This window comes from Streptococcus sp. HMSC062H02 (genome assembly GCF_001813005.1).
Taxonomy (GTDB): Bacteria; Bacillota; Bacilli; order Lactobacillales; family Streptococcaceae; genus Streptococcus; species Streptococcus oralis_S.
In genome coordinates this window covers 142,343-162,362 of sequence record NZ_KV811130.1, presented here as the reverse complement: position 1 = coordinate 162,362, position 20,020 = coordinate 142,343, and the positions used below count along the sequence as shown (strand labels likewise).

Sequence of the window (20,020 nt, the reverse complement as noted above, 5' to 3'; positions counted from 1 at the left end):
TGATTATCAAAATAATCCCTTTTCAAGAAAATAATAGTATAATAGAGGTAGAATGTAGAAAAGAGGTAGGCCCATGGCTGTTAAATTTACAAAAACGGATGACTTGGACAAGATGTTTGAAGAATTCGCAAAACTTCCTGACTTAACACAAGTCACTTTTCCAGATGACAAAGATAAAAAAGAAAAAGTTGAGAAGAAAAAATAGATGACGATTTTCCAATCTCTTCCTCCTAGTGTATTACAAGCGGGAGCTATTTTTCTCTCCATCATGATTGAAGCCCTTCCTTTTGTCTTGATTGGGAGTCTCATTTCGGGATTGATTGAGGTCTATATCACACCTGATAAAGTTTATGAGTTTCTCCCTCGCAATCGTTGGGGGAGGATCTTTTTTGGTACCTTCATTGGCTTTCTCTTTCCTTCTTGCGAATGTGGTATCGTTCCGATTATCAATCGTTTTCTGGAAAAGAAAGTGCCCAGCTACACAGCGGTTCCTTTTCTGGTGACTGCTCCCATCATCAATCCTATCGTTCTTTTCGCCACATATTCTGCCTTTGGAAATTCAATAAAACTTGCCTTCTTGCGAGCTCTGGGAGCTATTGTGATTGCTTTGATTCTGGGGATTTTCCTAGGATTTTTCTGGAAGGAACCCATTCAAAAAGAGAATCCTATCGCTTGCCATGAACATGACTTTTCACACTTGGGTCCCGCTAGAAAAGTGTTTCAGATCTTTATACAAGCTATTGATGAGTTTTTCGATATGGGGCGTTACTTGGTCTTTGGCTGTCTCTTTGCGGCTATCGTGCAGGTCTATGTCCCGACTCGGATCTTGACCTCTATCAGTGCAAGTCCAGTCCTTGCGATTCTCTTGCTCATGTTTCTAGCCTTTCTCCTCTCTCTTTGTAGCGAGGCGGACGCCTTTATCGGAGCTTCTCTCCTCTCGAGCTTCGGCCTAGCGCCAGTCCTTGCCTTTCTGATCATAGGCCCCATGCTTGATATCAAAAATCTCCTCATGATGAAACACTATCTCAAAGTGCGCTTCATCTGGCAATTTATGGGTATTGTGACAGTGCTTGTCTTGCTTTATTCTTACATGTTTGGAGTGTTGCTATGATGCGATTTTTCATTTTACTGGGTTATTTTGCCCTAACTCTGTATCTGCAGCTTTCTGGCAAGCTCAGTCACTACATTAACCTCCACTATTCCTATCTAGTCTATATTTCCATGCTCCTTTCTCTTCTATTGGCTCTGGTCCAATTCTATATCTGGATCAAGAAAATCAACTCTCGCAGCCATTTAGAAAGTCGTCGAGCTAGACGAATCAGCCTCCTTTTACTGTCACTACCTCTGTTGATTGGGGTTGCCTTTCCGACAGTAAGTTTGGACTCGAGAACCGTGTCTGCTAAGGGATACCATTTCCCACTTGCTGAGGGAATCGATACTGCTATTCAGGCAAGCGAAGGAACATCCAGTCAATACCTCAAACCCGATACCAGCACCTATTTTTCCAAATCTGCTTATGAAAAGGAAATGAGGTCTACAGCTGACAAATACCTCACCCAACCAACCATTCAAATCACTGATGAAAACTATATGGAGGTCATGGAAGTTCTCTATGACTACCCTCAAGAGTTTGAAGGAAAGAAAATCGAATTTACAGGCTTTGTCTATAACGATCCTAGCCATCCAGATAGCCAGTTCCTCTTTCGCTTTGGAATCATCCACTGTATCGCCGATTCTGGTGTATATGGACTCTTGACAAAGGGGAACTCACGCCAGTATCCTGACAATACTTGGATCACCGCTAGCGGAACCCTGACTCTCCACTACCATAAAGAGCTCAAACAAAAACTCCCAACACTAGAGGTTGAGAGTTTCACAAAAGTAGACAAACCAGAAAATCCTTATGTCTATCGCGTGTTTTAATAAAAAGTAGCCTGAACAGGCTACTTTTTTGTCCATTATATGAATTTCATTCTACCTACTCTTTCGAATTGATAGCAAACTCTCACTCTCCATCCTTCCAGTTCCGAGCAATCTCTTCGTCTTTCTGGAGTTGGTCTACCAATTCCTCTACGGAGTCAAATTTGACCATATCGCGAACACGGTCCAGCCAGTAGACCATGACTGTCTCACCGTAAATATCGTCTGAAAAGTCGAAAATATTGACTTCAAAACGTGGTTCTTCTCCATCGAAAGTAACATTTTTCCCAACACTTGCCATGCCACGATATCTCTGACGTTGCACTTCGATATCGACTACGTAAACACCGTCCGCTGGCATGTAAGTTCGGTCTCTTAGGACCAGATTGGCTGTTGGATAACCAATAGTCCGCCCACGAGCATTTCCATGAACGACCATTCCACGAGATGGGAGCGGAGTGCCGAGCAGATGCTTGACTTCCTTTACATCTCCATCAAGAATTGCCTGACGAATCCGTGTAGAACTAATCTTGCCCTTTTCATCCTCAACTGGAGGAACAATGATGATCTCTCCATCAAAATAGTCCTTCAGGTCATCCGCAGTTTTCTTATCTGAGCCAAAGGTATAGTCAAATCCTGCTACAATAATCGCTGGTTTTAAAGCTCGAACATAGGTATCAAAGAATTCTTGACCCGTTAGACTAGCAAATTTGCTACTAAAGTCAAGTAGGAAAAGAGCCTCTACTCCGTGCCACTTCATCTTGTGCTCTCGTTCCTCATGATTGACGATGTGAAGCATGAGTTCAGGTTGGTAAGGTTGTAAGGCAAGTTTTGGCGATTCTGTAAAGGTCATCACGACAACTGGCAGATAATCCTTCATCGAAGCCTTGCTGGCCACTTCAAAGAGTTTCTGATGTCCCTTGTGGATGCCATCAAAATAACCTAGTACAAGGACTGTTTTTCCCGGTACTGCAATGTCTTTTTCGTTCTTAATAGGTACTGTTGTAATCATGAAACTATTATATCATAGAGAAAGTCTTTTCGCTAAGAGGAAATCCCAAATATCGTTTTTTGCGCCTGAACTGACCGTAAGAGAAAATTTAGGGCTTTAGTTTTAAAAAATAGCACCTCCTAAGAGATGCTATCATTTGGTAACTAGTCTATTGTTTCTTCTAAATCTTTTAACTTAACCGAAACAATCTTAGAAACACCTGATTCTTGCATGGTCACTCCATAGATAGAATCCGCTGCCGCCATCGTCCCCTTACGGTGGGTTACGACGATGAACTGACTATCCTTGTCAAAGCGGTTAAGGTAATCCCCAAAACGTTTGACATTGGCTTCGTCTAGCGCAGCCTCTACCTCGTCCAAGATAACAAAAGGAATGGTCTTAACACGGATAATGGAGAAGAGCAGAGCCAGAGCAGATAGGGCTTTTTCACCACCACTCATGAGGTTGAGAGACTGGATTTTCTTACCTGGTGGTTGAACAGAAATCTCCACACCAGCTGTTAAAAGGTCACCCTCAGTTAATATCAAGTCTGCCTGACCTCCACCAAACATCTGTCTAAAGGTCACTTTAAAGGACTCACGAATCGCCTCAAAGGTTGATTTAAAGCGTTCCTTAACCTCATCATTCATCTCTGTGATGGTCTCAAGGAGCAGGTTTTTCGCAGACAAAATATCATCACGCTGGCTATTGAGGAAATCCAAACGATTGTGGACTTCTTCGTACTGTTCAATAGCATCCAAATTGACTGGACCGAGTGAGCGAATAGCTTTCTCAAGATCTTTAACCTCTTGCTCTGCCAGATTGAGATCTTCCAACTCATGTGCTTTTTCTAGAGCCTCAGTGTAGCTGATCTGGTACTGGTCAGTTAATTGAGCTTGTAGATAGCGCAAGCGTTCACTGACCTTTTCCTTTTTGGCTTCAGCACGTGTTTGTTTACGAATCCACTCTTCATTCTGCTGACGAGCCTGATCCAAATGGCTGGCAATATCATCCAGCTGACCCTCGATATCATCCAATTCAAACTGCTTGCGAATCAGACCTTGTTGAAGATTGGCTTTCTGAGTTTTGGCCTCTTCCACCTGCTGACTTAGCAAATCCGTATCCACTTTCTCAAGATTATCAACCTTTTCTTGGAGAAGGCGCTGAATTTCCTCTTGTTCGAGATCCAGATTATCCAATTCCTTACTTAGTCGTTCAATATCAGTCACTTCATACCGCTTTTGTCCTTGCAGTTCTGACTTAAGCAAGCGTGCTTGCGCTACTTGTTCCTGCAAGTTTTGATAACGTTCTTGAATAGCGTTTTTGTTAGACTTAATCTCTTCAATCTCAGCTTCCAGATTTTGCTTTTCACTGGCGATAGTTGCAAGGCGCTCTTGGCATTTTTCCTTGTCCGCTTGCCAATCTCCTTCAGATAGGCGATTTAATTCCTCTTCTTGAAGTTTCCAAAGCGTTTCCAGTTCTTCGACCTGCTGATTGGTTTGTTGATAAGCGAGGTACAAACCTTGCTCCTGAATACGAGCTTGCTCACCCTGAGATTTGATGGCTTCTAATCTTTCTGCCAATACCGCCATCTCATCTTGCAAGGTCTTCAAACTCGCTTCTTCTGACCGCAAGTCAGCTTCTTCTTCAGCAATTTCTTTTTGTAATTGTTCCAGCTCTGGCTTGATGAAAATACTGTTGTTTTGACGATTGGCACCACCCGCGTAGGAACCACCTGTACGCAATTCGGTACCATCAAGCGTCACCATACGAACCTGGTAACGAACTTGACGAGCTGCCGTACGGGCATGTTCTACGGTATCAAAGATAGCCGTTGTGGCTAGCAAGTTTTTGAAAATGGCTTCTAGTCTCTTATCAAACGACACCAACTCATCTGCCATTCCCAGAAATCCTGGACTTGCTGCGATAGCATCTTGATTCTGACTAGAAATCGTACGAGCTTTGATAGTCGTCAATGGAAGAAAGGTCGCACGACCAGCTCTATTGCGCTTGAGGAAATCAATCGCCTTTGTTGCCGCGTTTTCATCTTCTACGATGATATGCTGACTGCTAGCTCCAAGCGCAATCTCTAGGGCAGTTTGATAATGCACATCAAAGGTCAAATGTTCACTGACTGCACCAATGATCCCACCAAGACGGGCTTTTTCTTGAAGAACACTCTTAACACCCGCATAAAAATTACTATGATTTTTTAGGATGTTTTCCAAACTCTGGGCTCTAGCCTGCTTGTTTTTGAGACTGTCTAGACGATCAAAGAGTTGGCTCTGCTGGGCTTGGTAAGAAACTTTCTGCTCCTCTTGTTCCTTGGCACTAGCTTGGTAGTCAGCCAATAATTTCTGAACCTGCTCCTTGGCAGTTTCAAGCTCAGCCTGCTGTTGACTGGCCTTTTCTCTAGCTGTAGCCAGTTGTTCTTTCAGTTTCTCAAGTTGATCAGCTTGTTTTTGAGACTGCTGACGGCTGTTTTCCAACTCATTCTCGATGCGGGTCAGTTGGTTTGAGACATCCGCTTCTTCTTGTAAAAGCGCAACAAAACGTTCACGCAGGAGCTCGATCATTTGGTCAGGATCATCTGAAAATGCCAACAACTCCGCTTCTAAACGATTGAGTTCCTTGTTGTTTTCAGCTAGACTTTCCTCTAACTGTTCCAAGTTCGCTTCTTTTTCAGATTTTTCTTTACTCAGAGCCTTTCTCTTATCTTCCAAAGTCGCCAAACGGGTTTGTGCTTCTTGTTGATTGAGGGCTACCTGCTCAGATTCCAGTTTAGACAAGGCTAGTTTTCGCTCTAAGTCACTGATCAAACTAGTCAAATCCATTAAGCTCCCTTGGTCTTTAGCCATTTGAGCTTGGAGATCTTGGCGTTTCTTTTTAAGAGTTTGATTTTCCTCTTCTAACTCTTCACGTTTTTGGTAATAACTGGTCAAGAGTTCCTGAACCTGCGTTAGCTCGTCTTCTGTTAGCTCTAGTTCAGACTTGTTTTCCTTGATTTGAGCAATCAGTACATCCAAGTAAATCGCCTTGCGTTGACCATCCAAGTCGAGAAACTTGCGCGCATTCTCGGCTTGTTTTGCAAGGGGCTTGATTTGATTGTCCAATTCATAGATAATATCCTCTAAGCGGTCGAGATTGTCTTGAGTTTGTTGCAGTTTGCTTTCTGTTTCTTTTCGACGAGTCTTGTATTTTAAAACTCCAGCAGCTTCTTCAAAAATAGCACGGCGTTCTTCGGGTTTGGAGTTAAAAATTTCCTCAACCTTCCCTTGGGAAATGATGGAGAAGGAATCCCGACCCAAACCGGTATCCAAGAAGAGGTCATGAATATCACGCAAGCGAACTTTCTTGCCATCAATTCGATACTCGCTATCTCCACTACGGTAGATATGGCGTTCTACCTTAATGACTTGCCCTGCATCCTTAATAAAACCATCTTCATTGTCCAAGGTCACGACAACAGAGGCATAATTGAGTGGTTTGCGACTTTCAGTTCCAGCAAAGATAACGTCCGGCATCTTGCCACCACGAAGACTCTTGACACTAGACTCACCCAAGGCCCATCGCAAACTTTCTGTGATATTTGACTTCCCAGAACCATTGGGTCCAACGACAGCTGTCACGCCTTGGTCAAATACGACCTTGGTCTTGTCAGCAAAGGACTTGAATCCCTGAATCTCAATCTCCTTTAAATACATGAATCCAGCCCTTTCTCAACTGCATTTTTAGCGGCCTCTTGCTCAGCCAATTTTTTAGAACGACCTTGACCTTTTCCGATACTCTTGCCCTCAACCAGAACTTCTACATCAAAAACCTTGTCATGGGCAGGCCCCGTCTCAGAGGTCACCTGGTAGCGAATATCCACATCTCCATTGACCTGGAGCAACTCTTGCAGGTGTGTCTTGTAATCCTTAATCATTTCAAAGTCACCTGCTTCAACCTTGGGAATCATGACCTGATAGATGAACTCTTTTACTCTAGCAACATCCTTGTCCAAAAGCAATGCTCCCAAAAAAGCTTCAAAGGCATCTCCAAGAATGGTGTCACGATTGCGCCCACCAGACTTTTCTTCTCCTTTTCCTAGCTTGATAAACTGATCAAACTGGCAATCACGCGCAAAACCAGCCAAACTCTCCTCACGGACAATCATAGCACGGAGTTTAGACAAATCTCCCTCTGGTTTCTTAGGATATTTTTTATACAGATATTCTGAAATCAATAATTGCAGAACAGCGTCTCCTAAAAATTCCAAGCGCTCATTGTGTGAAATTTTTAAGAGGCGGTGCTCATTGGCATAACTCGTATGAGTAAAGGCCGTTTCCAGTAAGTTTTTGTCTGCAAATTCGATTGCAAAACGCTTCTTTAGTACAGTTTGTAATTCTTTCATACCAACCTCTTTCTAACTGATAACAGTCCTTCTTATTATATCAAAAAAAGCCCCCTTAGTCACTTTAAAACGGGACTAGAGGGGAATTGAGCATTTTTTAGAAGACAATTTCAATTTTAGGGATAAACTTGGGGCGAGATAAAGAAAAAAGCCTTATTTAAGGCTTTCATAGGCTTTTTACATCCACCCTGAGGGAATCGAACCCCCATCTCAAGAACCGGAATCTTACGTGATATCCATTACACTAAGGGTGGAAACTTGTCTTATTATAACAGAAATTTGCTCTAATAACAAGTTTTTTTATGGGTAGACTAAGCGTCCATTAGTGGGATGCATCCCCGTTCCAGATAGAGTTTTTCACGATAACATAATCAACATGTTTAAGGTCAGCAATTCTGCGTCCACCTGCGTAGGAAATAGCACTTTGTAAGTCCTGCTCCATCTCAGTAAGGGTGTCTTGCAAATGCCCTTTGGTAGGAAGCAAAATGCGTTTGCCTTCCACATTTTTATATGCTCCTTTTTGATATTGAGAAGCTGAACCATAGTATTCTTTGAACTGTTCGCCATCAACTTCAATCGTTTTCCCTGGGCTTTCGATGTGTCCTGCAAAAAGGGAACCGATCATGACCATGCTGGCACCGAAACGGATAGACTTAGCAATATCACCATGAGTACGAATCCCACCATCAGCAATGATCGGTTTACGCGCAGCCTTAGCACACCAACGTAGGGCAGCCAATTGCCAACCACCTGTACCAAAACCAGTCTTGACCTTGGTGATACAAACCTTACCAGGACCGATTCCGACCTTAGTCGCATCCGCACCGGCATTTTCCAATTCACGCACAGCTTCTGGTGTTCCCACGTTACCAGCAATGACAAACGTATCTGGTAATTCTTTCTTAATGTGTTGAATCATAGAAATCACGCTATCTGCATGTCCATGAGCAATGTCAATCGTGATATACTCAGGAGCATCAGCCTTGAGTTGGCTAACAAAATCATACTCGTAATCCTTGACACCGACTGAAATAGAAGCAATGAGCCCTTGATCGTGCATGCGTTTGATAAAAGGAATGCGCCCAGCCTCATCAAAACGATGCATAATGTAAAAGTAACCGCCTTTAGCAAGTTGCTCTGCAACATCCTCATCCAAAATCGTCTGCATGTTGGCTGGTACAACAGGTAATTTGAAAGTGTGATTTCCAAGTGTGACGCTTGTGTCTGCTTCTGCACGGCTTTTAATGACACATTTATTTGGGATCAACTGAATATCTTCGTAATCAAAAATTGGAAATTCATTTAACATATCGCTGTCTCGTTTCTTTTGTAATGACCTACCTATGCTTGCGCATCCCTACGCCTTTTCCGACGTTTCCTTGATTTATTATAAACTAAAGTACAGTTTTTGTCAAATAATTTTAATTATAAAACAATAATGTTCGGTTTTTATAATTTAAATATAAAAAGTGAGGAGATTAGTTTCTCCCCACTTCCTTATCAATATTTCTTTTAAAAATCGCTTCGGAGCTTTCCATCATTTCACAAAATTCATTATAAGATGAAGCATTCTGAGGAATATGGATAGACAATTTCTTCAACAAAGCTCCATAACCTGCTAGCTTTCCTATCTCATTATCAACAACCTTGTGCTTGCTCGGAAAAACAAGACCAGCTTTCTCAGCTTCTAAAATATAAGAATAGGAAATCAGCTGGAATAAGTCCTCACGGTTGATTCCTTTTTCAGTGAACTCCAGTTTCTTATATTTTGCATCTAGAACAATCTTTCGTTCTCTGTCATAAAAATCTGGATATACCTTTCGTTTCCCAACAGAAAATACTGAAATTCCGTCCGTCTTATCTTTATTTCGTGGATGGATGAAACCTTTTGGCAACAAGCTGTGAACATACTCTTCCCAAAGCCAGGCAACATCAAAGAGAATACCATGTACCCTTTGAGATTGAGGGCCAAGACCATGCTTTTCTCTACTCAGAATCATCAAGCAGAGTTCCTGTAACTTTCTGTACTCTCTGAAGTAGGCGTGTCGGATGGGTTTGATTTTATTCATTCTGATAATCTTAGCACGATCAGCTAGTTTATAAGCTGGAGTTGCACGAGTAATTTCAGTTATATTTTCACGATTACTATCAAGTAGTGCTCCAAAACTTTTTTGAATCTTTATGTACTCAATCGTATGCCGAATCAACTGCATGAGTGGATTATCATAGGTAAACTCTCTTGTTGTATAGGCAATATTTCCCGTAAAAGGAAGATTTTTCTTAAGATGATTTCCTACATCAACGGCTCCCTTTACATGACTGTCGTTATGAGAAAATCTCTGGTATTCCTTATAAAGACCTTTTCTGAGAGCAGCTTGTAAATACTTGGGAAAGAGGTAAATCAAAAGCTGATAGAGTTTATCCTCTAGAGATAGACCGACATCCAAACTAGTCAGATTGATATTGAGAACCTTTTGTAAGAGATAATGCAAAAAATGGTCGTTACTTTCATCAGAAAAACGAGAGGCAATCGTTAATCTTTCCTGACCATATCCAAGAAAACCAATCACGTTTCCTGTCTTGATTTCCTGATTAACTGTTTCCAAAATCTTTTGGTCCTTATCTAAATCAAGAGAATTTATCAAATCATTCGGGAAAATAAAGATACGGTCCTCTCGAGAAAGGTTATCCAGTGTTCTATCAAGAAGCGCTTGACTTAGTTTGGGATATTCTGCTACAAAGTCTTCTTTAGCAATTTTATGCTGATTATCAGTTATACGCATCATTATCACCAGTATCTTGCTGAACTGTTTGCTCGTTATTTGTCAGATCAAATGCTTTTTTCAATGTATCCAGAGTTTCGGCCTCCTCATAAGAACCACGTAAGTAATCTTCCAATAGAGGTTTGAGGTAATCAGACCAGAGTAACTCATAGTCAAAATCCACATCCTGCAACTTAAGGAAATAACTTGGTCCGATATGATAATGACTATTTAGCTCTTGAACGTTTTCGATAGCAGCATTCAAGTTTCTTAGACGAGTTTTTGCTTCTTCGGCTTTATCACCAAGCACGTCATCAAGCATACCAACTTGACTCTCGGCAGTAACTTCAACAAAACGGAAACGACGACGCATAGCAAAATCAAAGGTATCTACTGAACGGTCAATATCATTCATTGTTCCGATGATGTAGACATTCTCAGGAATATAAAACTTGTCATCAGTCTCATGTAAATTAGCATATTGGGTAGAAACACTTCCCTTTTCACCACGATAACCAGGGTCAATAGAGAAAAAGAGTTCACCAAAAATCTTTGAAATCTCTCCACGATTGATTTCATCGATGATGAAGACGAATTTCTTATCAGTATCAATTTCTGTTGGGGAAACATAGTCTTTCAAACCAAATCTCTTTCTCAATGTTTCTAGGACAGTTTTTCCACCACTTTTGTAGTATTCTTGCTTATTATAATTTTTATCTTTATACAACTCGTAAACATATTTGCGAGGTAGTGACCATCCTGGAACACCACTATCATAATTTACTGACAAATTTTGTCTACTATTAACAGATAAGTAAGATGTTTTTGTTATATATTCTTTTTCTTCAGCAACATTTATATATTCTAAGTAAGAATCCCAAGCCTCATCAAAATTATCTTGTCCTCCAATCAATTGGGCTTCTTTTGCTTTCTGACAAAAATCTTTAAAAATACCATCCTGTAGCTTAAACTCAATAGCTCCATCCCCATTTGATACCGGTCTCAACCCCTCTACAAAATCAGTATAATCATAGGATGGGTGAAATTGTACAAAGTCGATTTGGTCTTCTTCGTTACCATCCGTTAATTCTTTAGCAATTTCTTTAGCAAGATAAGTTTTTCCTGTGCCAGGAGCACCACGGAGGATGAGGTTTTTGGATTGTAACAAGATATTACTCAAGGGATGATGAATATTATTTTGTTCAGACATTTCTTTCTCTCCTTGCTTATTATCACTGTCTATAATATCTTTTGAATACTCAAATAAAATACTACCCAACATTGAAGATTCTAGTTCAGGATATGTTTTAGAAAACAGTTTAAAAATCTCATGATTCTGACGATAGGGTCCTCCTTGATTGCTTTGGGGAATCAACCTATTCCAAAATTCATTTTGACTATTCATATTTACTCCTAAAAAAGAAGGATTCTCAGAATAAATACAAAGTAGTTTTGTCACCACAGCAGAACGACTAATAAATTCATTTGTTGACTTTTTCATATCAAATATAGGATTGTCAAAATCAAGTTTACTACCGATTTGAATAATCTGATACAGATCTCTTTTTAGTTTATTAAAACGTTGCTCCAATTCAGATATAGGAATGATTTTATTAGCTTGATTTTTATAGCTTTGGCTATCCTCATTCCAATAAATACCAAATTTTGAAGAGCCTCCTCCGCCAATACCTAAAAATAAAGATTTGTATTTACCCCTCTCAAGACTATAGCAAAAAGAATTACTTTTAGCACCTTTCCCAATAACATAATCATCAATAGACATGGTTAAAATTCTATCAAGTGGCCACTCTTTAAGAAATTCTTCACGTAATTGTTCATTGTAAATACTATATTTAGATGCATCTTCTCTTAATCTTATTTTATTTTCTTGGTACCAGTCATAAAAATCTTCCAGACTAACTTTTCTTTTCAACATCAATCTTACTCCTTTTATAATAATGTTCGAATATAAAACTATATATTTTATATATAGAATATCATATCCTATATAAAAAGAAAAGAATTTCTAAAGAAAAAGCCTAGAGTAGAGGGTTTTATTCCCTCATAACACTAGACTTCTTTTTTATCTTAATAATACTCACCTTGACGGTAGTCCCATGAGTTAAAGGTATCTGACAAATGCATCATGATTTTATCAATGTCAAGCCCTTTACGGATAACGACTGGTGCTGGTGAGATTGAACGGTCTCCTCCTTGTTCTGGGATGAGTTTTCCGTCCTTATCGACCATAGAAACCATCACACCTTGCTCGTAGCGCGTTTCAATCGTTTTGTCTGGTTGGATTGAAGCAACGTAGTCATCTGCTTCGATGACAAGGTCCACTGCTCCTTCGATACGTTCTCCGATTCCTTCTACCTTACCACGGTTTCCTTTTCCAGATGGGTTGGCTGATGAGGCGTAGACCATCTTGCCTTCTTCCCAAAGTTTAGCAGCCAACTGCTCACCAGCTTTACCAAACTTGATGACAAAACAGCTAGTACCACGAACGTCTGTCATGAGCTCCTCACGGCCATCACCGTATGCTTTCAATTTCTCAAAGGCTTCTGGTTTCCATGGAAGGATACAACCGAGGAGAATGTCTTCGTCCCAATGTTTTTGGTAGAAGGCTTCAATTTCTGGGTTGAGTTGTGCTAAAGCGCGAAGCTCATCCATGCTACCACAAAGTACAACACCTGGTTTGTTACGGTTACGCTCTTTAGCTTCAAATTTGCGTTCAAGTCCTGCTTTATCGCTAGTCATGATAATGTAACCAACTTTTGTAGGGCAAACGATACATCCGCCCTCACCTTTTAAAATGTCATAGCCTTCTTGAGAAAGTGTTCCGTTCCATTGAATGTGTTTTGTCATAGTTCTATAGTTCCTTTTCTATTTTTTCTAATCCTGCCAGTAGGCTGGACGTTGTTTTTCATAAGCAGCAATCAAGTCTTCATACTGCAAAGTAATGCCGATATCATCCAAACCATTTAAGAGCTTGTGTTTCCACTCGCTATCGATTTCGAAAGTGAATTCTCCAACTGATGAGATGATTTTTTGTTGTTTCAAGTCTACAGTTACCTGGTCGGTCGGTTTGAGTTGGGCTAGCTTTTCTCTAACCTCCCTAGGCTGAACAATAGGCAACATGCCATTATTGAGTTCATTATTGTAATGAATGTCCCCAAAAGATCCTGCAATCACAACCTTAAAACCATAGTCAGCTAGAGCCCAAGCTGCGTGTTCCCTCGAAGAACCCGCCCCAAAGTTATCCCCCGAGATAAGAATACTGGCTTTACGATATTCAGGTCGGTTAAAAACAAAATCTGGATCCTCAGTGTAGTTATCGTCTAGATAACGCCAAGCATACATAAGGTACTTACCAAAGCCTTTTTTATCAATTAACTTGAGAAACTGCTTGGGAAGGATTTGGTCAGTATCAATGTTATCATTCATAAGAGGAACGGTCGTTCCCGTATAAACTGTAAATTTCTCCATATCCTCTCCTTACTGGGCTTCTGGCATTTGTCGAACATCTACGAAGCGCCCTGCGATAGCTGCCGCAGCTGCCATGGCTGGACTGCAAAGATGTGTCTTAGCCCCAAATCCCTGCCTATCTTCAAAGTTACGGTTACTGGTTGAAGCACAGTGGACGCCATCAGGTACCTTGTCGGGATTCATCCCTAGACACATGGAGCAACCTGGGTCTCTCCACTCAAAACCAGCATCTAGAAAGACTTTGTCCAAGCCCAACTTCTCAGCAGCTCGTTTCACAGGACGAGAGCCCGGAACTACAATTGCTGTTAGATTGGGAGCAATTTTCTTTCCTTTGACAAATCGAGCAGCTAGTTGCAAGTCACTGAGACGAGCATTGGTACAAGATCCGATAAAGATATAACCTAGTTCAATGTCCGCTGGCTTTTGACCAGGCTCCAAGTCCATGTAATGATAAGCTCGCTCATCATTCATATCCTTAATTTCTGGAAAACTACTGTCAAAGTCAACTCCCATAGCAGGATTGGTTCCCCAGGTCACCATAGGTGCCAAGTCAGAGACATCCATCTGAATAACCTTATCATAAACGGCATCCTCATCACTGACAAGTGTCTTCCAATCAGCCACAGCCTCTTCAAAGTCCTCTGGAACACATTCTCGTCCCTTGAGATAATCATAGGTAGTCTGATCCGGGTTCATGATCCCCATCTTAGAGCCAAACTCGATGGACATATTGCAGATGGTCATTCGCTCTTCCATGGTCAGAGCATCAATCGCTTGCCCACGATATTCCACCACATAGCCTACACCACAAGCAACGCCGTACTTGGCAATCAAGGCTAAAATGTAATCCTTAGAATAAACTCCTTTTTGAGGAACACCAGTGAATTCTACCAGCATTTTCTTGGGTTTGACCTGCCAGAGGGTCTGGGTCGCAAAGACATGCTCAACCTCACTAGTCCCAATCCCAAAGGCGATGGCTCCGAAAGCTCCGTGAGTAGCTGTATGGCTGTCTCCACAGACAATGAATTTCCCTGGTTGAGTTCTTCCTGTTTCTGGACCTACCATGTGAACGATACCTTGTTTTTCAGAACCATGGGCCGCATGTTCAATCCCAAACTCCTCAACATTTTCAGCAAGCTTATCAATTTGCGCCTTGGAAATGACATCTCGAATATCGTAGATATTGACCGTTGGTACATTGTGGTCAAAGGTGCCAAATGTCAAGTCTGGTCGTCTCAATCTGCGACCTGCATCTCGTAATCCTTGAAAAGCTTGGGGACTAGTCACTTCATGAATATAGTGCTGGTCCACATACATGAGTTGGGGCTGCCCCTCTTCTCCTGTGATGACATGGCGGTCCCATAATTTATCAAAAATCGATTTTCCTGCCATCCATTACCTCCAAATGAAATATAGGGCTACTAGTGTGGTTACCATGCCAAGGAACCAAACCGTTTTAAAATACCATTTTCGAGTCTTGTGATGAAAGATCATTCCTGCTAACCAGGCACCAAATCCACCACAGACAAGTGCTATCGTCAAGAGAATTTTCTCTGGGATGCGCCAAGCACCTCTCCTTGCCTTGGATTTGTCGATTCCATAAATGATAAAAATTATGACATTCCAAATCAAGAGGGTAAGAGTAATTCCTTCGTTTATCTTCATAGTCTTTCAATGATGGCTTCCGTCATTTCCTTGGTCGAAGCCTTTCCTCCTATATCTCTCGTTAAAATTCCTGCTTCCAAACTGGCTTCTACAGCATGTTCGATACGCTCCGCATCCTCATAACGTCCAAAGCTATCTCTCAACATCATGGCAACTGACAAAATCATGGAAATAGGATTGGCAATTCCTTGACCTGCAATATCAGGTGCCGAACCGTGAATGGGCTCATAGAGACTTGGGCCATTTTCAGAGTGACTAGCAGATGGCATGACTCCAAGTGTGCCAGATAGAACGCTTGATTCATCCGAGAGAATATCTCCGAAAAGATTTTCTGTCACGATGACATCAAACTTAGCAGGATTGGTAATCATGATCATGGCAGCTGAGTCCACCAGCTGATGTTCCAAGGTCACATCTGGGAAATCCTGCGCGACTTCCTCAGCTACTCTGCGCCAGAGTTTTGATGTTGCTAGAACATTTTGCTTATCGATACTAGTAACGAGTTTTCTCCGATTTCTTGCAATTTCAAATGCCTTGCGAATAATCCGCTCTACTTCTTCGTAGCTGTAGTCGTTGATATCACGCGCTTTTCGCTCTTCAAGGATATGATCCCCAAAGTAAATCCCACCTGTCAACTCACGCACCACGACAAAGTCTACACCAGCAATTCGTTCTGGTTTAAGTGGTGATAAATGCTTGAGACTATCAAAGATTTTTACAGGCCGAATATTGGCATAGAGATTGAGTTCCTTACGAAGAGCTAGCAAGCCTTGTTCAGGCCGAATTGCCGCCCCATCATACTGGGGACTACCGATAGCCGCAAGGAGAATAGCATCTGCTTCTCTACATGCCTTGAGGGTTTCATCAGGTAAGGGATGCCCCGCAGCATCAATACCTGCACCTCCAAAGGGGCATCTATCTATCTCATAGTCAGAGCCCGTTTTTGAAGCTAGAGCTTCCAGAACCGCTAAACCAGCTTCCATGATTTCTGGACCGATTCCATCCCCTGCTAGAGCTACTATTTTCTTTGTCATAGCCTTCTCCTTTACACACTAGGCATGTCTCGGTAGGAAACGCTATGCCCCATCTCACCTGCATTCTCTTTTTGAACAAAAGTATTGGCATTGATATAAGCAATAGCCGAAGCCTTCAATACATCGAAATCAAGACCTGCTGCGTTAAAGATGGTTTCTGTATCTCTGTTTTCAACAGTGACCAAGACACGAGCTTGGGCATCGATTCCATCTGTTACCGCGTCAATAGTGTAGGACACCAAGCGGACAGATTGGTTAAAGAACTTATCGATAGCGTTAAAGATCGCTTCAACGGAACCTTGCCCTGTTGCATTAAATTCGACTTTTTCACCATCCATATTTGCTAGGCTAACGAGAGCTTCAATGTCATTATCTGCATGAGTTTGAAGTTGTAAATCATCAAAGTGGAAGCCTTCTGGGTTTTCAACCATGGTACCAGCGACCAGAGCTCGAATATCTGCATCTGTGATTTCTTGTTTCTTATCCGCTAGTGCCTTAAACTTAGCAAAGAGTGGTTTGATGTCTTCTTCAGTAAAGTCTAGGGCCAAATCTCTTAGTTTTTCAACAAAGGCATGGCGACCAGACAATTTTCCAAGCGGAAGGCTATTGCTCTTAACACCAACCAATTCAGGTGTGATGATCTCATAAGTGAGAGGATTTTTAAGAACTCCATCTTGGTGAATACCAGATTCATGAGAAAAGGCATTACCACCAACGACAGCCTTGTTTTTAGGAACTGGAATACCAGAGAAGCGAGAAACCATTTCTGACGTATTCATTGTTTCATCCAAAACAATATCACTAGTTGCTTGGAAGAAATCCTCACGAATCTTCAAAGCAACAGCTACTTCTTCAAGAGCAACATTACCTGCGCGTTCACCGATACCATTAATAGTTCCCTGGACACGTCCAGCACCGTGTTTAATTGCTGTCAAAGTATTTGCAGTTGCCATACCGAGATCATCGTGACAGTGGACACCAAAGACAACTTTATGATCTGATTTAATATTTTCAGTCAAGTGATCAAAGATGCGTGCAAACTCTTCTGGAGTCGTAAAGCCAACTGTGTCAGGGATATTGATATAAGATGCACCTGCATCGACCGCTGTTTGAACGACTTGTAAGAGGAAATTCAACTCTGTCCTAGTCGCATCTTCAGGAGAGAACTCGACAACCTCAAACTTAGAACGTGCATAAGAAACATGCTCCTTGATAGCTTCTAAAATCTCTTCCTTGCTCTTATTGAGCTTATACTTGCGGTGAATCGGACTGGTAGCGATAAAGACATGAATTTGTGGATACTTGGCATCCTTAAGAGCCTCATAACAAGCATCAATATCAGATTTTACAGAACGAGCTAATCCTGTCACTGCTGTTTTTTTCATGGCTCTAGCAATTTTTTGAACGGCTATAAATGAATCTGGACTAGCAGCCGGAAAACCAGCTTCAATTACAGAAATTCCCCATTTCTCCAGCTGTCTTGCAATGGAAACTTTTTCCTTTATTGAGAAGTTAACACCAGGTGTTTGTTCCCCATCACGAAGGCTTGTATCAAAAAATTCAACTTTACGCATAAGATTTCCCCTTTTCCAAATGTGGTTTTAAAAAAACATCTCGCTTAGAAGCCCAAGCGAGATGTTGATTTACTCCCGCTTGGTAAGCCAAACAGGACTAATGCTTTTGCACTAGCCCGAGTACCTCAACAACAAAGCAAATTGATTAAACTTAGCTGTTTTCATGTTTGACTTTCTCCTTCGTTTGATATCTTGTTTAGTATTTTAGCATAGCTAAAAACACTTGTCAAGAAAAAATCCATTATTTTCTGAAAATTTCTTCAGTAAAGAATATTTTGCTAATTGAAAGTATTTGAAAACACAAGGGAATTTCCTTACTTTTTCAATGTCAAATTCCAACTGATTTCTAGCAAATCTAGAACTTCGTTATCCGATAAACTATCATCAAGAGCAAGACTAATCCAGTAACGTTTGTTCATATGAAAGGCAGGATAAATGCCCTTTTGTGAGAGTAAGTCAGCAACGCAGTCATGTTTGAGATTGACTGCTTCCACTAGCCCTTCTCTCCCCTTATCTAGCCTATCCCAAGGAATTCTCATTAAAACAGCATACCACTTTTGATTGCCTTCATGGCGCAATACAGCTGTATCAGGCGATTTTTCCCACAGATACTCCAACTGATTACCATACTTTTCCTGAACTTGAGCCATGATGCGCTTAGTCTGAGGACAGATAAAATCCTGCACATCAAAACAAGCCTTCCGAATCTGATAGAGAATCTCCAAACAAGCCTCACGGACACTTGCAACAAAACTCCCACGCATGCTTTCCATATGTACTTGAGGATAGAGGTCACCAGTCTCCTGATCAAAAACTTGAAAACTCACATTATCTGTAGTGATGGACACAATCATGACAAAGTCTCCATCCAAAATCTGGAAACTGTAGGACCAGACTCCCTCATTTTCTATAAAACCGAAGGCACGAACTTTTTCTTGATTAAACTGATAGGATTTAAAAATTTCAAACATAAGTGAAAACTGCTACCCAAAGCTAGCAGTTCCTTTCTATTTTTTAAAAGACAACCTTGGTACCGTGCAATTGAGTCACACCAAGTTGGTCGATAAAGGTTTGACGGTTGTCCAAGTCAATTCCCCCACCTGGTAAGATTTCAATTTTACCAGCTGCATGTTCCAAAATTCTGTGATAGTGAGCGAAACGTTTCTCTAGCGAGTCTCCAGACACACCAGCACGAGTTAAGATACGAGTGACTCCGGCTTGGCTGAGCCAGTCAATGGCTTCCAACTGATCTTCATCACTCAATTCATCAAAGGCCATGTGAAAGACAATTTCCATTCCTTTAGATGCGGCAATCAGCTTCTCAAGATTAGGCTTATCTAACTTTTTATCAGCAGTTAATGTCCCAAACACAACCCCTTGACTTCCAGCCTGTGCAGTCAAACGAATGTCTTCTAGCATGATCGCTATTTCAAGATCAGTATAGACAAAGTCGCCACCACGGGGACGAATCATGGTCATGATGGTGGTGTCGTAGTTAGCTGCCAGTTCAACCGCTGCCTTGGTCACTCCATAGCTAGGTGTTGTTCCACCCACTGCTAGATTGTCACAAAGTTCGATTCGACGAGCTCCAGACTGCATCGCTTTTTCTAGCAAGGTCACATTTTCAGCACAAAATTCGTAAATCATTTGATTCTCCTTGATGTTTTCTTTAAATTTATTATATCATATTATTTTAAATAGGCTTTCATTTTTATCAAGGCAAATAACTACTATTCTTATCTATTCTTTGTCAGGAATGACTTTAAAGAGATAGTAGGTGATAAAGATAGTCAGGGCTCCCAGGCCGATTTTGACTGGCAAAAGAGGGGCAAAATAAATAGAAATCCCCATCAAGATATAGATAGATACGATGATTTTTTTCTTTCGTTCTCGCGCGATTGACTTGGTTTCCCGAAAGTCCGCTACATAGGTCTGATAAAGCTTTGTATGATAAAGCCAGTCTTCAAAACGCTTAGAAGATTTAGAAAAACAAGCGATAGCTAACAAAAGAAAGGGTGTTGTTGGCAAAAGCGGTAGGACAACTCCAATAACAGCTAAAGCCAGTGAAATAAAGCCAATACAGAGATAAATGATACGCATGATTTCTCCTAGATAAATTACTCTTCCTCTAGTTTCGCACACAAGGGGGAAATTTGTCAAGCTTCAAGTAAAAAGAGCCTGAAATTCATTTT

At 41.2% G+C, this 20,020-nt stretch carries 18 protein-coding genes and 1 tRNA gene; 3 read left to right on the top strand and 16 right to left on the bottom strand.

Annotated elements, in window-relative coordinates; genetic code table 11:
- Window positions 1–73: 73 nt before the first annotated feature.
- Genes HMPREF2885_RS10275 through HMPREF2885_RS07010 form a run of 3 tightly spaced genes read left to right on the top strand, consistent with a single transcriptional unit; the run spans window position 74 to window position 1,923 of the window.
- Window positions 74–205: an SPJ_0845 family protein gene (locus tag HMPREF2885_RS10275; protein WP_000268696.1), complete on the top strand. Its 132-nt coding sequence runs from the start codon at window positions 74–76 to the stop codon at window positions 203–205.
- Complete coding sequence (locus HMPREF2885_RS07015) at window positions 206–1,111, top strand: permease (protein WP_000151876.1); 906 nt, start codon at window positions 206–208, stop codon at window positions 1,109–1,111.
- Window positions 1,108–1,923, top strand: a complete 816-nt coding sequence (locus tag HMPREF2885_RS07010) for a TIGR03943 family putative permease subunit (RefSeq protein ID WP_070657600.1) — start codon at window positions 1,108–1,110, stop codon at window positions 1,921–1,923. The genes HMPREF2885_RS07015 and HMPREF2885_RS07010 overlap by 4 nt, the downstream gene beginning before the upstream one ends.
- An 82-nt stretch (window positions 1,924–2,005) precedes the next feature.
- Here the strand turns inward: HMPREF2885_RS07010 and HMPREF2885_RS07005 are convergent, their stop codons facing one another.
- The 16 genes from HMPREF2885_RS07005 to HMPREF2885_RS06930 form a co-directional block, all read right to left on the bottom strand.
- The gene (locus HMPREF2885_RS07005; RefSeq protein ID WP_070657598.1) at window positions 2,006–2,932 is read right to left on the bottom strand and encodes a bifunctional riboflavin kinase/FAD synthetase; all 927 of its coding nucleotides are present in this window, start codon (window positions 2,930–2,932) and stop codon (window positions 2,006–2,008) included.
- A gap of 143 nt (window positions 2,933–3,075) precedes the next feature.
- Window positions 3,076–6,615: a chromosome segregation protein SMC gene (gene smc, locus HMPREF2885_RS07000; protein WP_070657596.1), complete on the bottom strand. Its 3,540-nt coding sequence runs from the start codon at window positions 6,613–6,615 to the stop codon at window positions 3,076–3,078.
- Window positions 6,606–7,304 carry a ribonuclease III gene (rnc, locus tag HMPREF2885_RS06995; RefSeq protein WP_000661472.1) on the bottom strand — a complete coding sequence of 233 codons (699 nt, stop codon included), beginning with the start codon at window positions 7,302–7,304 and terminating at the stop codon, window positions 6,606–6,608. Before rnc ends, smc begins: the two co-directional genes overlap by 10 nt.
- Before the next feature lie 182 nt (window positions 7,305–7,486).
- Window positions 7,487–7,558: transfer RNA gene (locus HMPREF2885_RS06990), tRNA-Arg, on the bottom strand.
- 68 nt (window positions 7,559–7,626) lie between these two features.
- Entirely contained in the window at window positions 7,627–8,613 is a 987-nt protein-coding gene (locus HMPREF2885_RS06985; RefSeq protein ID WP_070657594.1) for a GMP reductase, read from the bottom strand.
- 169 nt (window positions 8,614–8,782) lie between these two features.
- Window positions 8,783–10,087, bottom strand: coding sequence for an McrC family protein (locus HMPREF2885_RS06980; protein ID WP_070657592.1), 1,305 nt, complete (start codon window positions 10,085–10,087; stop codon window positions 8,783–8,785).
- The gene (locus HMPREF2885_RS06975; protein ID WP_070657590.1) at window positions 10,074–12,002 is read right to left on the bottom strand and encodes an McrB family protein; all 1,929 of its coding nucleotides are present in this window, start codon (window positions 12,000–12,002) and stop codon (window positions 10,074–10,076) included. Before HMPREF2885_RS06975 ends, HMPREF2885_RS06980 begins: the two co-directional genes overlap by 14 nt.
- Window positions 12,003–12,154: 152 nt before the next feature.
- On the bottom strand, window positions 12,155–12,934 hold the full coding sequence (locus HMPREF2885_RS06970) for an L-threonylcarbamoyladenylate synthase (RefSeq protein WP_000160506.1): 780 nt from the start codon (window positions 12,932–12,934) through the stop codon (window positions 12,155–12,157).
- Between the two features lie 27 nt (window positions 12,935–12,961).
- Window positions 12,962–13,555 (bottom strand): 3-isopropylmalate dehydratase small subunit, encoded by a 594-nt coding sequence (leuD, locus tag HMPREF2885_RS06965; protein ID WP_070657588.1) that lies wholly within the window; start codon window positions 13,553–13,555, stop codon window positions 12,962–12,964.
- A gap of 9 nt (window positions 13,556–13,564) precedes the next feature.
- Window positions 13,565–14,947 (bottom strand): 3-isopropylmalate dehydratase large subunit, encoded by a 1,383-nt coding sequence (leuC, locus tag HMPREF2885_RS06960; protein ID WP_070657586.1) that lies wholly within the window; start codon window positions 14,945–14,947, stop codon window positions 13,565–13,567.
- 3 nt (window positions 14,948–14,950) lie between these two features.
- Complete coding sequence (locus HMPREF2885_RS06955; RefSeq protein ID WP_070657584.1) at window positions 14,951–15,220, bottom strand: DUF1294 domain-containing protein; 270 nt, start codon at window positions 15,218–15,220, stop codon at window positions 14,951–14,953.
- Window positions 15,217–16,254: a 3-isopropylmalate dehydrogenase gene (gene leuB / locus HMPREF2885_RS06950; protein WP_070657582.1), complete on the bottom strand. Its 1,038-nt coding sequence runs from the start codon at window positions 16,252–16,254 to the stop codon at window positions 15,217–15,219. Before leuB ends, HMPREF2885_RS06955 begins: the two co-directional genes overlap by 4 nt.
- An 11-nt stretch (window positions 16,255–16,265) precedes the next feature.
- Window positions 16,266–17,828, bottom strand: a complete 1,563-nt coding sequence (locus HMPREF2885_RS06945) for a 2-isopropylmalate synthase (protein ID WP_070657580.1) — start codon at window positions 17,826–17,828, stop codon at window positions 16,266–16,268.
- Window positions 17,829–18,142: 314 nt separating this feature from the next.
- Window positions 18,143–18,799 (bottom strand): MmcQ/YjbR family DNA-binding protein, encoded by a 657-nt coding sequence (locus HMPREF2885_RS06940; RefSeq protein ID WP_070657578.1) that lies wholly within the window; start codon window positions 18,797–18,799, stop codon window positions 18,143–18,145.
- 43 nt (window positions 18,800–18,842) lie between these two features.
- Window positions 18,843–19,475, bottom strand: a complete 633-nt coding sequence (locus HMPREF2885_RS06935; protein WP_070657577.1) for a copper homeostasis protein CutC — start codon at window positions 19,473–19,475, stop codon at window positions 18,843–18,845.
- A gap of 93 nt (window positions 19,476–19,568) precedes the next feature.
- Entirely contained in the window at window positions 19,569–19,928 is a 360-nt protein-coding gene (locus tag HMPREF2885_RS06930; protein ID WP_001220350.1) for a YbaN family protein, read from the bottom strand.
- Window positions 19,929–20,020 lie beyond the last annotated feature (92 nt).

Excerpts from the sequence above, each read along its gene's own strand:
- HMPREF2885_RS10275 (WP_000268696.1), top strand. The coding sequence starts at position 74 with ATGGCTGTTAAATTTACAAAAACGGATGACTTGGACAAGATGTTTGAA.
- HMPREF2885_RS07015 (WP_000151876.1), top strand. The coding sequence starts at position 206 with ATGACGATTTTCCAATCTCTTCCTCCTAGTGTATTACAAGCGGGAGCT.
- HMPREF2885_RS07010 (WP_070657600.1), top strand. The coding sequence starts at position 1,108 with ATGATGCGATTTTTCATTTTACTGGGTTATTTTGCCCTAACTCTGTAT.
- HMPREF2885_RS07005 (WP_070657598.1), bottom strand. The coding sequence starts at position 2,932 with ATGATTACAACAGTACCTATTAAGAACGAAAAAGACATTGCAGTACCG.
- smc (WP_070657596.1), bottom strand. The coding sequence starts at position 6,615 with ATGTATTTAAAGGAGATTGAGATTCAGGGATTCAAGTCCTTTGCTGAC.
- rnc (WP_000661472.1), bottom strand. The coding sequence starts at position 7,304 with ATGAAAGAATTACAAACTGTACTAAAGAAGCGTTTTGCAATCGAATTT.
- HMPREF2885_RS06985 (WP_070657594.1), bottom strand. The coding sequence starts at position 8,613 with ATGTTAAATGAATTTCCAATTTTTGATTACGAAGATATTCAGTTGATC.
- HMPREF2885_RS06980 (WP_070657592.1), bottom strand. The coding sequence starts at position 10,087 with ATGCGTATAACTGATAATCAGCATAAAATTGCTAAAGAAGACTTTGTA.
- HMPREF2885_RS06975 (WP_070657590.1), bottom strand. The coding sequence starts at position 12,002 with ATGTTGAAAAGAAAAGTTAGTCTGGAAGATTTTTATGACTGGTACCAA.
- HMPREF2885_RS06970 (WP_000160506.1), bottom strand. The coding sequence starts at position 12,934 with ATGACAAAACACATTCAATGGAACGGAACACTTTCTCAAGAAGGCTAT.
- leuD (WP_070657588.1), bottom strand. The coding sequence starts at position 13,555 with ATGGAGAAATTTACAGTTTATACGGGAACGACCGTTCCTCTTATGAAT.
- leuC (WP_070657586.1), bottom strand. The coding sequence starts at position 14,947 with ATGGCAGGAAAATCGATTTTTGATAAATTATGGGACCGCCATGTCATC.
- HMPREF2885_RS06955 (WP_070657584.1), bottom strand. The coding sequence starts at position 15,220 with ATGAAGATAAACGAAGGAATTACTCTTACCCTCTTGATTTGGAATGTC.
- leuB (WP_070657582.1), bottom strand. The coding sequence starts at position 16,254 with ATGACAAAGAAAATAGTAGCTCTAGCAGGGGATGGAATCGGTCCAGAA.
- HMPREF2885_RS06945 (WP_070657580.1), bottom strand. The coding sequence starts at position 17,828 with ATGCGTAAAGTTGAATTTTTTGATACAAGCCTTCGTGATGGGGAACAA.
- HMPREF2885_RS06940 (WP_070657578.1), bottom strand. The coding sequence starts at position 18,799 with ATGTTTGAAATTTTTAAATCCTATCAGTTTAATCAAGAAAAAGTTCGT.
- HMPREF2885_RS06935 (WP_070657577.1), bottom strand. The coding sequence starts at position 19,475 with ATGATTTACGAATTTTGTGCTGAAAATGTGACCTTGCTAGAAAAAGCG.
- HMPREF2885_RS06930 (WP_001220350.1), bottom strand. The coding sequence starts at position 19,928 with ATGCGTATCATTTATCTCTGTATTGGCTTTATTTCACTGGCTTTAGCT.